The organism is Burkholderia contaminans (genome assembly GCF_029633825.1).
Lineage (GTDB): Bacteria > Pseudomonadota > Gammaproteobacteria > Burkholderiales > Burkholderiaceae > Burkholderia > Burkholderia contaminans.
This window is the reverse complement of record NZ_CP090640.1, coordinates 3,281,992-3,294,292: the sequence shown is the minus strand read 5'-3', so window position 1 is coordinate 3,294,292 and position 12,301 is coordinate 3,281,992. Positions and strand designations below refer to the sequence as shown.

General features: G+C 65.2%; 17 protein-coding genes and 1 pseudogene. 8 read left to right on the top strand and 10 right to left on the bottom strand.

Annotated elements, in window-relative coordinates; genetic code table 11:
* Positions 1 to 91: 91 nt before the first annotated feature.
* The 8 genes and pseudogenes from LXE91_RS15390 to LXE91_RS43670 form a co-directional block, all read right to left on the bottom strand.
* The gene (locus tag LXE91_RS15390) at positions 92 to 1,015 is read right to left on the bottom strand and encodes a recombination-associated protein RdgC (RefSeq protein WP_039367103.1); all 924 of its coding nucleotides are present in this window, start codon (positions 1,013 to 1,015) and stop codon (positions 92 to 94) included.
* Between the two features lie 265 nt (positions 1,016 to 1,280).
* Positions 1,281 to 1,565, bottom strand: coding sequence for a hypothetical protein (locus LXE91_RS15385; RefSeq protein ID WP_039367203.1), 285 nt, complete (start codon positions 1,563 to 1,565; stop codon positions 1,281 to 1,283).
* A gap of 840 nt (positions 1,566 to 2,405) precedes the next feature.
* Entirely contained in the window at positions 2,406 to 2,612 is a 207-nt protein-coding gene (locus tag LXE91_RS15375; protein ID WP_039367063.1) for a hypothetical protein, read from the bottom strand.
* A 9-nt stretch (positions 2,613 to 2,621) separates the two neighbouring features.
* A complete protein-coding gene (gene rpsU / locus LXE91_RS15370; protein ID WP_039367060.1) occupies positions 2,622 to 2,834 on the bottom strand; it encodes a 30S ribosomal protein S21 in 213 nt (70 codons plus the stop codon).
* A 33-nt stretch (positions 2,835 to 2,867) separates the two neighbouring features.
* Entirely contained in the window at positions 2,868 to 3,077 is a 210-nt protein-coding gene (locus tag LXE91_RS15365) for a hypothetical protein (RefSeq protein WP_039367051.1), read from the bottom strand.
* Between the two features lie 47 nt (positions 3,078 to 3,124).
* Positions 3,125 to 3,409, bottom strand: coding sequence for a hypothetical protein (locus LXE91_RS15360; protein ID WP_039367200.1), 285 nt, complete (start codon positions 3,407 to 3,409; stop codon positions 3,125 to 3,127).
* 308 nt (positions 3,410 to 3,717) lie between these two features.
* A pseudogene (locus LXE91_RS15355) lies at positions 3,718 to 3,921 on the bottom strand (transposase); the annotation flags it as partial.
* Positions 3,824 to 4,039, bottom strand: a complete 216-nt coding sequence (locus LXE91_RS43670; RefSeq protein WP_325089639.1) for an Arm DNA-binding domain-containing protein — start codon at positions 4,037 to 4,039, stop codon at positions 3,824 to 3,826. The gene LXE91_RS43670 and the pseudogene LXE91_RS15355, both read right to left, overlap by 98 nt.
* Before the next feature lie 178 nt (positions 4,040 to 4,217).
* On the opposite strand from LXE91_RS43670, the gene LXE91_RS15350 reads away from it, so the two are divergent.
* The 4 genes from LXE91_RS15350 (at position 4,218) to LXE91_RS15335 (ending at position 6,623) form a co-directional block, all read left to right on the top strand.
* Complete coding sequence (locus tag LXE91_RS15350; protein WP_039367048.1) at positions 4,218 to 4,532, top strand: Dabb family protein; 315 nt, start codon at positions 4,218 to 4,220, stop codon at positions 4,530 to 4,532.
* Positions 4,529 to 5,008 carry a PaaI family thioesterase gene (locus LXE91_RS15345; RefSeq protein ID WP_039367046.1) on the top strand — a complete coding sequence of 160 codons (480 nt, stop codon included), beginning with the start codon at positions 4,529 to 4,531 and terminating at the stop codon, positions 5,006 to 5,008. The genes LXE91_RS15350 and LXE91_RS15345 overlap by 4 nt, the downstream gene beginning before the upstream one ends.
* 173 nt (positions 5,009 to 5,181) lie before the next feature.
* A complete protein-coding gene (locus LXE91_RS15340) occupies positions 5,182 to 6,141 on the top strand; it encodes an alpha/beta hydrolase (protein WP_039367198.1) in 960 nt (319 codons plus the stop codon).
* A gap of 41 nt (positions 6,142 to 6,182) precedes the next feature.
* Positions 6,183 to 6,623: a GNAT family N-acetyltransferase gene (locus LXE91_RS15335; protein WP_039367044.1), complete on the top strand. Its 441-nt coding sequence runs from the start codon at positions 6,183 to 6,185 to the stop codon at positions 6,621 to 6,623.
* A 12-nt stretch (positions 6,624 to 6,635) separates the two neighbouring features.
* Here the strand turns inward: LXE91_RS15335 and LXE91_RS15330 are convergent, their stop codons facing one another.
* Positions 6,636 to 7,481, bottom strand: a complete 846-nt coding sequence (locus LXE91_RS15330; protein ID WP_039367041.1) for an NRDE family protein — start codon at positions 7,479 to 7,481, stop codon at positions 6,636 to 6,638.
* A gap of 76 nt (positions 7,482 to 7,557) precedes the next feature.
* On the bottom strand, positions 7,558 to 8,592 hold the full coding sequence (gene ygfZ / locus LXE91_RS15325) for a CAF17-like 4Fe-4S cluster assembly/insertion protein YgfZ (protein ID WP_039367039.1): 1,035 nt from the start codon (positions 8,590 to 8,592) through the stop codon (positions 7,558 to 7,560).
* A gap of 77 nt (positions 8,593 to 8,669) precedes the next feature.
* On the opposite strand from ygfZ, the gene mltG reads away from it, so the two are divergent.
* The 4 genes from mltG to LXE91_RS15305 all read left to right on the top strand — a co-directional run bounded on the left by mltG (position 8,670) and on the right by LXE91_RS15305 (position 12,278).
* A complete protein-coding gene (gene mltG / locus LXE91_RS15320) occupies positions 8,670 to 9,689 on the top strand; it encodes an endolytic transglycosylase MltG (RefSeq protein ID WP_039367038.1) in 1,020 nt (339 codons plus the stop codon).
* Positions 9,689 to 10,309, top strand: a complete 621-nt coding sequence (gene tmk, locus LXE91_RS15315) for a dTMP kinase (protein WP_039367036.1) — start codon at positions 9,689 to 9,691, stop codon at positions 10,307 to 10,309. The genes mltG and tmk overlap by 1 nt, the downstream gene beginning before the upstream one ends.
* Before the next feature lie 19 nt (positions 10,310 to 10,328).
* Positions 10,329 to 11,357, top strand: coding sequence for a DNA polymerase III subunit delta' (locus LXE91_RS15310; RefSeq protein WP_039367034.1), 1,029 nt, complete (start codon positions 10,329 to 10,331; stop codon positions 11,355 to 11,357).
* 141 nt (positions 11,358 to 11,498) lie between these two features.
* The gene (locus tag LXE91_RS15305; protein WP_039367031.1) at positions 11,499 to 12,278 is read left to right on the top strand and encodes a TatD family hydrolase; all 780 of its coding nucleotides are present in this window, start codon (positions 11,499 to 11,501) and stop codon (positions 12,276 to 12,278) included.
* The last annotated feature ends 23 nt before the right edge of the window (positions 12,279 to 12,301 follow it).

Here is a 12,301-nt window from a genome sequence, read left to right as displayed (position 1 = left end):
ACAGCGTGACGACAGTCCTCGTTGAACTGTCGTGCCGGCTCGAAACCTCACCGTCGCGGGGGAGGCGAGGCTTCTCTGCCGGCGACGGCGTTCAGGCTGCTGCCGCCTGATGAACCGAGTCGCGTTGCTCGCCACCCAGGATATCGATCAGGCTGGCCAACATCCGCTCCAATTCACCGGTCATCAGCGTGACATCCGAGTCGAAGCGTTCGTCGTCGTTCTGCGCGGTCGGATCCGCCGCCTCCTTGATCACGTCGAGCGGCGTCACGCGCTTGATCGTCAGCGATGGCGTCAGCACGAAGGAGATCCGGTTATCCCAGGTCATCGCAAGGCGCATGCATTGTTTGCCGGCCTCGATGTGCCGGCGCATGTCGTTCGCTTCCAGCGCGTGGCCGACGTATCGCACCGTGGCGCCGCCTTCACCGCTCGAGCGCAGCTCGGCGTCCTGGTCCACGGTGAATCCGCCCGGCGCCTCGCCGGACAACAGCCAATCCGTCATCGCGGCGACCGGCGAACGCACTACCTGCACACCAGCGAGCGGCAACTGATCGATCGATTTGACGAGCAGGCCGCGAACGTCGTCGGCAAGCGCCTGTGAAGCCGCATCGATGACGAGCCAGCCGTTCACCGTATCGATCCATACGCGGGTATCGCGCTGAATGGTGAACGCGCGCGGGAGCAGTTCGTCGGTTACCTGCTCCTTGAGTTCGCGCATCTGCTTTCGCCCCACCTTGAAACCCTGCTGCTCCTCCATTTCAAGCGCGCGGGCCTTGGTCACCTGAGTGACGACCGACGCCGGGAGCAGCTTCTTCTCGGCACGAAACGTCAGCAACATCTGCCGGTTGATCGAATACACGAGTGCGCCGTCGTCACGCGGCGACGCCCATCCGCAGCGCTGCATCTCGACGCTGGTGCCCGGCTGGAACGCGTGGGGCGCCAGCCATTTTTCCATCTGATCGGGGGTAACGGCCCAAGGTGCCGGAAGACGATGAAGCTGAAGGTTCTTGAACCACATAGGAGTACGGGCAAAGCGCACCATTCTATATGACGGTGATGCTTTCGGTGCGATTCGGTTGCCCGACGTGACGGTCCAATCCGAACGTACGTAGCGCGTTTCGTCGCCGCCTGGCCGCACAACAGGATCGCAAGCGACGCTGCGAAAGAACGTGATCAAGCGCTGGCTGATGCCGCAGCTGCCGACGGGGCTGCTGACGGGCTGCGCGAGCAGGGCGTCGCGCTCGTCGTCACTCGGAACCGGACCGCTGCCCGGAATGAAAATTTCAGAGATTTGCAAGCAACCGCAACTGATGCTTGGTCTCGGCCCCCATTACCAGGGCATAGAATCGCGCCTCGCGACGCTCAGGTACTGAAAGATCCTGCGCGTCGGAAAACTTGTTCCATTCGACACCGTCGATGCCCTCCAGTTTGCCGTGGGACCGTGCAAAGGCAAGCAACAACCGACTAGCTTCGCGTCGGATAACGATGCGATCCACATTCAATACATAGGGTCGCCATCCGTTCAGAAGAACAACGTAGTGAGGTACGGAACTTTGGTCGACTGTCATCGCCGGCGTTGCCATTCATCGAGATCTCGTTAGCCAATCAGATTCCTTCCAGCGTAGCAATCCGCAGAGGGTTTCCACGTGGAAGAATGGTTTCCTCAGCCAGGTTCGTCGCGTTCGAGCGATCGAGGCCGTTCGTCAACCATACCGTGAAGTTAGCCATTCTTCTGCCCATTTTGTTGCGTACGCAACTGCATCCTCACGATTGTAGAAAGCAGCCAGATCGCTACTATCATGTACTTCCTGTTCCGCGCCGTCCATCAGTGTTGTGGTGATCCGCGCGTGCGCGACATACTGAACATCGGCTCTGCGCGGTGTCGAATCGATTCGGAATCGCGTCGAATTGAAGCGCATTTTTCCTCCATGTATCGTGTTTCGGCCATCGAGTCGGCTGCTGACGATTTCTTCAGATCAGCTTGCTGCTGTCGTTCGAGTGCTGGCCCCGTGAGAGGAATCAGATCCGCTCCCGAAGATACTGGGTGCACTTCAGTCGCAGGCCCAACCGATTCGCGAGCGCATATCGCGGGTGTGCTGTCGCATCATCCGCGATACCAGGACGCTGTTCGGAAGGCGCGGAGCTATCCACGGCGTGGACGGACTTCGCTATTTGAAGGGCGGCATGACCTATCCAGACTCGATCGCGCCACTCGCATTTCGCTCGATGGACGACCAGCCATGCCTGCAGCGATTCGACGAGCTGAGGGGGTGACAGCCACTGACGAGTTTTCCTCTGGGTGACGAGCTGCAGCCCAACAAGGAAACAGAGCAAATCAACATACCGGGTCGCGACGCGCATGGTTGGTCTTCTGGTTTTCAATGTTTGTGACCGCGTCGGCGTGAGCATCATCCTTGGATGCTGAGCGCCTTCTCCAATGCCGCAATCAATTTGAATGCGTCGTCCCGACCGATCAGAAAGCCTCGGCTGGTGTACTCACACCCGAATGCATAGAAGCTCGGCAACAGGGTCACCATGTCTTTCTGCCGATTGAAATCGACTTCGCATTTGGTCAGCGGAAAAAACGGAGGCGCCTCGGACGGCATGTTGTACACGATGCTCTCCTAGTACATTTTCCGGGGCGGCAACATGCGCTTCGCACGCAAGTGTTGCCTGGCAACGGCGCTGGCTTTTTTCCGCTTGCGTTCCGTCGTCGGCTTTTCATAGGAGGTGCGACTGCGCAACTCGCGGATCAGCCCCGTTTTCTCGATGTCACGCCGGAAGCGCCGCAGCGCGACATCGATCGGTTCGTTGAGCTTAAGAGTGATTGTGGTCATGTAGATCCTGTATCGAAAGATTCAAACGGAAAGTCAGCCGAGCCGTGTCATGACGGCGCTTGCAATCTCGTCGGATTCGAATTCCGAATATCCGGCTCCGATCGATAGTGCACGTATGGCAGTGAACATTTGCAGCTCATGTGGACGGCACATTGCCGAATCGGCGATTCTGACGGGTACGACGGTGTCGATCCAGGTGACCTCGCGCCGTCTGATCAAGCCGAGCAGTTCGTCGATGATCATTTTGACCTCCAACAGACCGGGAAATTGTGTTGCGCTGACGAGTCGCCTCAGCGCGCGCTGGAAAAGAACCCCTGTTTGCCGCGGTTATCGTCGATGATGTTCTCGGCATAGCGCACCGAGGCACGACGGGCGTCGCCGGCGTTGTCAAATGGGGATGTGTCGCGCAATCTGAAAGTCTGGCTCTGTGTCAGCGTATCGGTGGTCCCGCGAAGGCAAATCTTGACTGCCGCGTCGAACCCGGCGTCGTAGTTATGCGGGCTGCCATTCGGCGCCAGCGCGTGAGGATAAATCAGTGGATAAATCTCGAATCCACGGTAGACGTGCATGCTCATGACAAACTCCTGGCGTTCGGCCACGACGAGTCGCATGGGCAAACGCATCCAGCCGGTATCCACGTTGCGGAGCGGGCTGGTTGATGAAAGGGACTGCGTTGCAGCGCGGAAGAGGGCGATGCAGCAAGAGGGCGGATGGAGGGGCGAAAGGTCAGGGGACTATTGGTCGCCCTGATGAGCCCATCATACGCGCATCGTTTGTTGCCCGTCCGATTTATTTCGGCTTTGCGCTGAGCTGGCCCCTTCAACAGGGCCAATGGGCTTCTGGCAAATTCCCTTTAAACCCCGCTCCTGGAAAGAGTTCAGACCAGCCGTTTCTTCAGCCGGGCATGCTCCACCTCGAGCTCCTCGAGCCGGCGGGCTTCCGAGACTTTCATGCCGCCGAACTTCGTACGTCAGGTGTAGAACGACGCATCACTGAACCCGTGCCTCATGCACAGTTCCTTGACCGGCATGCCGGCCTCGGCTTCCTTCAGAAACCCGATGATTCGCTGTTCCGTAAAGCGCTTCACATCGCCAGAGCGTGGAGCCGGACGGCTTCACGAACAGATACAGTCCATTGGCGTCGGTAAGTTTGGTAGGCTTGTCGCCTGCCTTCGCTTGTCGGATCTTGATGCCGGTAAGTGGCACGGTGAAAATGGCGGTATCGTCTCTGGCTTGTCGAACTGCTACCCCTTTTCATCCCCCATTTTTTTCTCGGCTGGACACGATTTCCGGCGACGCAGGCGAACGGTAGAAGGGCGTGAAACGCCCGACTGGCAAGGGGCTGCGGCAAGTTGCCGACCCATCACGAACTGGAGCGAACGAAGTGATCAGACACATTGTCATGTGGAAGTTGAAAGAATCGGCCGAAGGCGCGACGCGCGCGCAGAACGCGCTGAAGCTGAAGGAGAAGCTCGAAGGCTGCCGCGACCTCGTGCCGGGCACGCTGCAGATCGACGTCGGCGTGGCGACGCCTGGCCTCGATGCGACCGCCGACATCGTGCTCGTGTCCGATTTCGCGGACAAAGCCGCACTCGATGCGTACCAGGTGCATCCGGTTCACCAGGAAGTGAAGAAATTCGTCGTCGCGGTGGCCGAATCGCGCGAGTGCGTCGACTACCTCGTCGACAGCGCACGATGAGCGACGCGGCAACCCCGACGGACGGCCCGTCGATCGAAAGCCCGTTCGTCGACATGCTCGGCGTGCAGCTCGTGTCCGCGAGGGACGGCGCAAGCGAGATTGTGCTGCCGCTCGAAGAGCGGCACATGAACACGTGGAGCATCGCGCACGGCGGCGTGACGATGACGCTCGCGGATATCGCGCTCGCGATGGCCGCACGCAGCCTGACCGACGACGGTATCGGCGTCGTCACGGTCGAAATGAAGGTGAACTTCATGCAGCCGGGGCGCGGCGAGCTGCGCGCGTACGGGCGTGTGATGCATCGCTCGACCACGATGGCCTACTGCGAAGGCGAAGTGCGCGACAGCGACGGCAATTTCGTCGCGAAGGCGCTCGGCACGTTCAAGTACATGCGGCGGCTCGCGGTGGGCCGCGACATCAAGCGCCAACGTTCGCGCACGGCGCCGGACGCCCAGCCCGGCCCGAGCGACGCGTAAGCGCCCGGACGCACGGCGGTCCCGCCTCTTCACAGGCGGGGCCGTTTTGTCTGGCGGCGTGCATCGCACACCGCGGAATGTCGCAACACACGGCGCATCACGCTCGCCTGACGCGCGCGTGGCATCATGCACGCTTGTCCGTTCACGGCGCCCGCCAGGCGCCGTCCTCACCGATGCCGCTGAATCCGAAGATCGCCCAGGTGCTCGACATGGTCGAGCGCGCGAAACGTCCGTCCTATCACCACCAGACGCCGCAGCAGGCGCGCGCCGCGTACGAGAAGAGCGCGCCGATTCTCGACGTCGCACCGGCGCCGATGCATTCGGTCGAGGAATGCGTCGTGCCGACGCGCGACGGCCGCACGATCGGCGCGAGGCTGTACCTGCCGGTCGCGCCGAGCCTGGCGGAGCCGCTGCCCGCGCTCGTGTACTACCACGGCGGTGGTTTCACGGTCGGCAGCGTCGATACGCACGACGCGCTGTGCCGGATGTTCGCGCACGATGCGCAATGTGCGGTGCTGTCGGTCGGCTACCGGCTCGCGCCCGAACACAGGTTTCCGACCGCGGTGCACGACGCCGACGACGCATTGCAATGGCTGCATCGCGAAGCGGCTGCGTTCGGCATCGATGCCGAACGATTGGCCGTCGGCGGCGACAGCGCGGGCGGCACGCTCGCGACCGTCTGCGCGGTGCTCGCACGCGACGCAGGCATTCGCCTTGCGCTGCAGATGCTGATCTACCCGGGCGTGACGGGTTTCCAGGACACGGAATCGCACGCAAGGCTCGCGAACGGCTACTTGCTGACGCAGGACACGATCCAGTGGTTTTTCATGCAATACATACGCGATCGGGCGGACCGTGACGACTGGCGTTTCGCACCGCTCGACGGCACGCGTGATGCGCCGTCGTTCGCGGGCGTCGCGCCGGCATGGATCGCGACGGCCGAATACGATCCGCTGAGCGACGAAGGCGCTGCGTATGCGGAAAAGTTGCGTGCGGCGGGCAACGCGGTCACGCTCGTCTGCTATCCGGGGATGATCCACGAATTCTTCAAGATGGGCGGCTACGTGCCCGAGGTGCGGGCCGCGCATGCCGACGCGGTGGCGGCGCTGAAGGCCGCATTCGACGACGTTTGACGGTGGTTGTTTGGCGGCGTACGCGCCGCATGGGAGCTGCGATGACGAACGGCGTGGTGGAAACGGGCGACTGGACGGTACTCGGCGGCGATGCCGCGCGGATTCGCGATGCGGTGTTCGTGCGCGAGCAGCAGATACCGCCGGAATGGGAGCTCGATGACGACGATCCGCTGTCGCTCCATGCGGTGGCGTACCGCGTCGATGCGGCGACCGGCGCGCGCCGCGCGGTCGCGACGGGGCGGCTGCTGCCGTCCGGCACGATCGGGCGCGTCGCGGTACTGGCCGACGCGCGCGGGCAGGGCGTCGGGTCAGCCGTGCTGAACGCGCTGCTGGATGCGGCGCGGCGCCGCGGCGAAATCGTCGTGCGGCTCTACGCGCAGGATTCGGCCGTGTCGTTCTACCTGCGGCACGGCTTCGCGGCGGTCGGTGAACCGTTCGTCGAAGCCGGCGTGCCGCACGTCGAGATGGCACGCGCGCCGTAGCGCGGCGCGTGCTCAGCGCGGCGGCGTCGCGTCGAGGTCGAACGTGAGCGCGCGCTCGAACGTGCCGGGCCGGACGGTGCGGTGCGAGCCGTCGTCGTCGCAGCGTTCTTTGATCTCGACCGTCAGCCGCACGCCTTCCTTCATCGTGACGCGCAGCGCGGTCGTGCCGCGCGTGCCGTATTCGGGTGTCTCGATGAACGCGGCCGACAGCGCACGCTCGCGCTCGATCGGAATACCGGTGTGCGGCAGTGCGTCGTCGTCCGCGACATGCGGGTCGCGCATCAGCGCGATCAGCTCGTCGAGCGACGGGGTCGGATTGTCGGTGAGCAGCGTGCCGAGTTCCGCGCGCTTGCGCACCACTTTCGGCCAGGGCGTATCGAGCCGCGCATTCGACAGCGCATGCACGCCGGGCGCGATCGCGACAGGCGCGGCGACACTGCTTTCACCTTCGGGTGCGCGATTGCAGAACCACGCGAGCTCACGCCGTCGCCAGTCGCCGACGAGCAGGTTGAAGCCGTTGTAGACGGCCGCATGCTCCGCGAGCCGCCCGAGGTAGTCGAGCGGCGCGATGGACGGGCCGCCGAGGAAGTCGGACACGAGCTTGCCGCGGGTCGGCGCACCCGCGCGGATGTCGAACGGTGCGCGGTAGTTCGTCAGCGCGGCGAAACGGCCGTCGCGCGATACGCCGAGCCACGTGCCGCCCGCTTCGAGATCGCGGCCGGCCAGCACGCCCGGTACATCTTCCCACCATGAGAGCGGCGCGCTGGTCCGACGAAAGAACTCGTCGCGGTTGGCGGTGAGGGTAAAGACGGGACCGGCGGCGGCATCAGGCTGCCAGTCGAAGGCAATCAGACACATCGGGCGAATCTCTCGCAGGAAACATCGGGCGCCGGCTGCGACTCGCGAGCCGGCGCGCGAACGGGTTGTCAGTGCATTACGCTTCCGTCGGCCAGGCGTACGGCAGCGTATCGAACGCGAGCACCGGGCCGTCGGCCGAACCGAGGTGCACCGTGCCGCTGTCGAGCGCGGCGAGCTTGATCTCGACGAGCGCGTCGACACCGCCGGAGGGCGCGGCCGCCGCGTTGACGATCATCCCGCACGGCTGGCCGGGATCGTCGCTGTGGAACAGCTCGACGCCCGCATGCACGGTATCGGTCTCGCCGGCGACGTGCGCGAGCGCCGTGCGGCGCTTGATCGTGCCGCGGTACTGGCTGCGCGCGACGATTTCCTGGCCCGGGTAGCATCCCTTGCGAAAGTTAACGGCGCCGATCACGTCGAAGTTGACCATCTGCGGCACGAACTGTTCGACGGCAGGCAGCGTGATGCGCGGTTCGCCCGCGCGGATGTCGAGCCAGTCCCATACGGCCGGCGACACGACCGGCAGCGACCCGCCGAGCGCGGCGATGCGCGCGTCGACTTCCGCGCGCGGGCCGATCCACAGATAGCGCTTGCGGCCGGCTGCATCGGGCACGCGGATCAGCGTGCCGGCGGGGCCGTCGACCTTCACGTGCACGCCGTCCGGCAGCGCATCGAAGATGCCCGACAGCGCGTCGCGCACGTCGCCCGCGAAACCGACCACCGCGAGCGCGTCGCTCGCATCCGTCAGCTTCGCTTTGGCACGCAGCACGAACATCGACAGCCGCTTCTGCACGGCGGGCTGCACGTCCTTCGACACCAGCAGGCGCACGCCGTGGCCGGCGCGCCACGTGAGGAACGAGCCGAGGAGGCGCCCCTTCGGCGAGCAATAGCCGGACAGCCGCGCACTCGCGGCGTCGAGATGTTCGATGTCGTTGGTGAGCTGGCTGTGCAGGAACGTCGCGGCATCGTCGCCGGCCACGTCGATCACGCCGAACTGCGGCAACGGCATGCAGGCGCCCGGCGCGTCGAAATCGGCGGCGGACGGACGGGGGAAAACGGGGAGCGAGGCGGGTGCGGCCTGGACTGCCGGTGAAGCGAACGGTGTGCTCATGGAATGAGGGAACAGTCAACCCTGACTTTGACGGAGGCGAGCAAGTATTATATGGGTCTTACCTGAGTCACGTTTCCATGTCCCTACTGAAGAAATGCGCCGCGACGATCGTGGCGCTGGCCGTCGTTGTGGCCGCTGCCGGCGCGGGCGGCGGGTATTACTGGGCAACCCGGCCGCTGTTGCTGGGTTCGGCATCGCTCGACGTCACGATCAAGCCGCGCAGCAGCGTGAAGAGCGTCGCGCTGCAGTTGAAGCGCGGCGGCGTGCCGGTCGAGCCGCTCGGCTTCGTCGCGATGACGCGCGTGCTCGGGCTGTCGAGCCGGCTCAAGTCCGGCAACTACGAATTCAAGACCGGCATCACGCCTTACGAGGTGCTGCAGAAAATCGCGCGCGGCGACGTGAACGAGTACGTCGCGACGGTCATCGAAGGCTGGACCTTCAAGCGGATGCGCGCGGAACTCGACTCGAACCCCGATCTTGCGCACTCGACGGCCAGCATGAGCGACGCCGAGCTGCTGCGCGCGATCGGCGCGCCGGACAGCGCGGTGCAGCGCGGCAGCGGCGAGGGGCTGTTCTTCCCCGACACCTATCTGTTCGACAAGGGCACGAGCGACCTGAACATCTACCGGCGCGCGTACCATCTGATGCAGACGCGTCTCGACGAGGCCTGGGCTGCGCGCGTGCCGGGCCTGCCGTACAAGACGCCTTACGAAGCGCTGACGATCGCGTCGATCGTCGAAAAGGAAACGGGCCATGCGGCCGACCGTGCGTTCGTCGCGGCCGTGTTCGCGAACCGGCTGCGCATCGGCATGCCGCTGCAGACCGATCCGTCGGTGATCTACGGGCTCGGCGATGCGTACGACGGCCGCCTGCGCAAGCGCGACCTGCAGGCCGACACTCCTTACAATACCTACACCCGACGCGGGCTGCCCCCGACGCCGATCGCGCTGCCGGGCGTGGCCGCGCTGCAGGCGGCGATCAACCCGGCACCGACGAGCGCGCTCTATTTCGTCGCGAAAGGAGATGGCACGAGCGTGTTCTCGGACACGCTCGGCGACCACAACAAGGCCGTGGACAAGTACATACGAGGTCAATAATGGCGAGCGGTAAATTCATCACGTTCGAAGGCATCGACGGGGCGGGGAAGACTACCCACCTGCAATGGTTCTGCGAACGCCTCCAGGGCAAGCTGGCCGCGGCCGGCCGGCAAGTCGTCGTCACCCGCGAGCCGGGCGGCACGCAGCTCGGCGAGAAACTGCGCGAGATCCTGCTGAACCAGCCGATGGACCTCGAGACGGAGGCGCTGCTGATGTTCGCCGCGCGCCGCGAGCATCTCGCGCTCGTGATCGAGCCGGCGCTCGCGCGCGGCGACTGGGTCGTCTCCGATCGCTTCACCGATGCGACGTTCGCATACCAGGGCGGCGGCCGCGGGCTGCCGCGCGACAAGCTCGAGACGCTCGAGCGCTGGGTGCAGGGCGGTTTCCAGCCCGACCTGACGGTGCTGTTCGACGTCGCGCCGCAGGTGGCGAGCGAGCGCCGCGGCGCCGCGCGCATGCCCGACAAGTTCGAGAGCGAATCCGACGCGTTCTTCTCGCGCACGCGCAGCGAATACCTGCGGCGCGCGGAAGAGGCGCCGCACCGCTTCGCGATCGTCGATGCGACGCAGACGATTCCCGAGATCCGCCAGCAGCTCGAACGCGTGCTCGCCGCGCTGTAATTCGCAAGGAACGCACCCCATGATCTACCCGTGGCAGACCGACGACTGGAACCGCCTGCAGCAACTGCGTGCGCAATGGCCGCACGCGCTGCTGCTGCACGGCCAGGCCGGGATCGGCAAGCTGCAGTTCGCGCAGCATCTCGCGCAGGGCTTCCTGTGCGAATCGCCGCAGCCGAACGGCGAGCCGTGCGGCGCCTGCGCGGCCTGCACCTGGTTCTCGCAGGGCAACCATCCGGATTACCGGATCGTGCTGCCCGAGGCGCTGGCGGGCGAGGCGCCGGGCGCCGCGGACGACACGAAGGCGGCCGACGCGGACGAAGGCGGCAAGAAGGCGCGGGCGCCGAGCAAGGAAATCAAGATCGAGCAGGTGCGCGCGCTGCTCGACTTCTGCGGAGTCGGTTCGCATCGCGGCGGCGCGCGCGTCGTCGTGCTGTATCCGGCCGAGGCGCTCAACGTCGCGGCGTCGAACGCGTTGCTGAAAACGCTGGAGGAACCGCCTTCCGGCGTTGTATTCCTGCTCGTGTCGGCGCGCATCGACCGCCTGCTGCCGACCATCATCAGCCGCTGCCGGCAGTGGCCGATGACGGTGCCGGCGCCCGATGCGGCCGCGGCCTGGCTTGCCGCGCAGGGCGTCGAGCATGCGCCGGCGCTGCTCGCCGAGGCCGGCGGTGCGCCGCTCGCCGCGCTGGCGCTCGCGAGCGACGAGAACCGCCCGCTGCGCGACTACACGCTCGGGCAGCTCGCGGCCGGTGCGGCCTGCGACCCGTTCGCGTGCGGCGAGACGCTGCAGAAGCTGCCGGTGCCGCTGGTGCTCGGCTGGCTGCAGCGCTGGCTGTACGACCTGCTGGCCCAGCGGATGGCGGGCGCGCCGCGCTACTTCCCGATGCACGCGTCGGCGCTCGCGCGCTGCGCGGAAGCGGTCGATGCGAATGCGTTCGCCCGCTTCATGAAAGCCGTGACGCGGCAGCGGACGGTCGAGAACCATCCGCTCAACGCGCGGCTCGTATTCGAGGAATTGTTTCTCGGATACAGGGAAATGTTCGCGTGACCCGGCATTGTTTCCTGCAGGTTGCGAAATGATGACGGCCCCGCACCGTGACGCGACCGTGGCCGGCCGGCCCGCGAACGCCGCCCGTTGCCGCATGCCGGCGCGCGCATGCGCGCTCGCCTTACGTATTCAGGAAAAATGATGTTCGTCGATTCTCACTGCCATATCAATTTCAAGGGCCTGGCCGACCGCCTGCCGGCCGTTCTCGAGAACATGCGCGAGCACGACGTCACGCACGCGCTGTGCGTGTCGGTCGATTTCGAGACGCTGCCCGAGGTCCTCGCGATCGCGGACGCGTACGACAACGTCTATGCGTCGGTCGGCGTGCATCCCGATCACGAGGACATGCACGAGCCGACGCTCGCGGAGCTCGTCGAGCTGGCCGCGCACCCGAAGGTCGTCGCGATCGGCGAAACGGGCCTCGACTACTACCGTCTCGAAGGCCGGTCGATCGACGACATGGAATGGCAGCGCGAACGCTTTCGCACGCATATCCGCGCGGCGACCGCGACGATGAAGCCGCTGATCATCCACACGCGCTCGTCGTCGGAAGACACGCTGCGGATCATGGCCGAGGAGCGCGCGGACGTGCCGGGCGGCGTGATGCACTGCTTCACCGAGCCGTGGCCGGTGGCCGAGCAGGCGCTCGCGCAGAACTTCCATATCTCGCTGTCGGGCATCGTCACGTTCAAGAGCGCGACCGACGTGCAGGACGTCGCGCGGCGCGTGCCGCTCGACCGGCTGCTGATCGAGACCGACTCGCCGTACCTCGCGCCGGTGCCGTATCGCGGCAAGCCGAATGAACCTGCGTACGTCAGCCATGTCGGACGCTTTATCGCATCCGAGCGCGGGATTGCCGTCGAGGCGCTCGCCGATGCGACGACACAGAACTTTTTCCGGCTGTTCAAGATCGCCCGCTAACGACGTGCGCGCAGCCGACAACC

What these genes read in the sequence shown, in the direction of transcription:
- LXE91_RS15390 (WP_039367103.1), bottom strand. Translation starts at nt 1,015, where the DNA reads ATGTGGTTCAAGAACCTTCAGCTTCATCGTCTTCCGGCACCTTGGGCC.
- LXE91_RS15385 (WP_039367203.1), bottom strand. Translation starts at nt 1,565, where the DNA reads ATGACAGTCGACCAAAGTTCCGTACCTCACTACGTTGTTCTTCTGAAC.
- rpsU (WP_039367060.1), bottom strand. Translation starts at nt 2,834, where the DNA reads ATGACCACAATCACTCTTAAGCTCAACGAACCGATCGATGTCGCGCTG.
- LXE91_RS15365 (WP_039367051.1), bottom strand. Translation starts at nt 3,077, where the DNA reads ATGATCATCGACGAACTGCTCGGCTTGATCAGACGGCGCGAGGTCACC.
- LXE91_RS15360 (WP_039367200.1), bottom strand. Translation starts at nt 3,409, where the DNA reads ATGAGCATGCACGTCTACCGTGGATTCGAGATTTATCCACTGATTTAT.
- LXE91_RS15345 (WP_039367046.1), top strand. Translation starts at nt 4,529, where the DNA reads ATGAGCGACGCGGCAACCCCGACGGACGGCCCGTCGATCGAAAGCCCG.
- LXE91_RS15340 (WP_039367198.1), top strand. Translation starts at nt 5,182, where the DNA reads ATGCCGCTGAATCCGAAGATCGCCCAGGTGCTCGACATGGTCGAGCGC.
- LXE91_RS15335 (WP_039367044.1), top strand. Translation starts at nt 6,183, where the DNA reads ATGACGAACGGCGTGGTGGAAACGGGCGACTGGACGGTACTCGGCGGC.
- LXE91_RS15330 (WP_039367041.1), bottom strand. Translation starts at nt 7,481, where the DNA reads ATGTGTCTGATTGCCTTCGACTGGCAGCCTGATGCCGCCGCCGGTCCC.
- ygfZ (WP_039367039.1), bottom strand. Translation starts at nt 8,592, where the DNA reads ATGAGCACACCGTTCGCTTCACCGGCAGTCCAGGCCGCACCCGCCTCG.
- mltG (WP_039367038.1), top strand. Translation starts at nt 8,670, where the DNA reads ATGTCCCTACTGAAGAAATGCGCCGCGACGATCGTGGCGCTGGCCGTC.
- tmk (WP_039367036.1), top strand. Translation starts at nt 9,689, where the DNA reads ATGGCGAGCGGTAAATTCATCACGTTCGAAGGCATCGACGGGGCGGGG.
- LXE91_RS15310 (WP_039367034.1), top strand. Translation starts at nt 10,329, where the DNA reads ATGATCTACCCGTGGCAGACCGACGACTGGAACCGCCTGCAGCAACTG.
- LXE91_RS15305 (WP_039367031.1), top strand. Translation starts at nt 11,499, where the DNA reads ATGTTCGTCGATTCTCACTGCCATATCAATTTCAAGGGCCTGGCCGAC.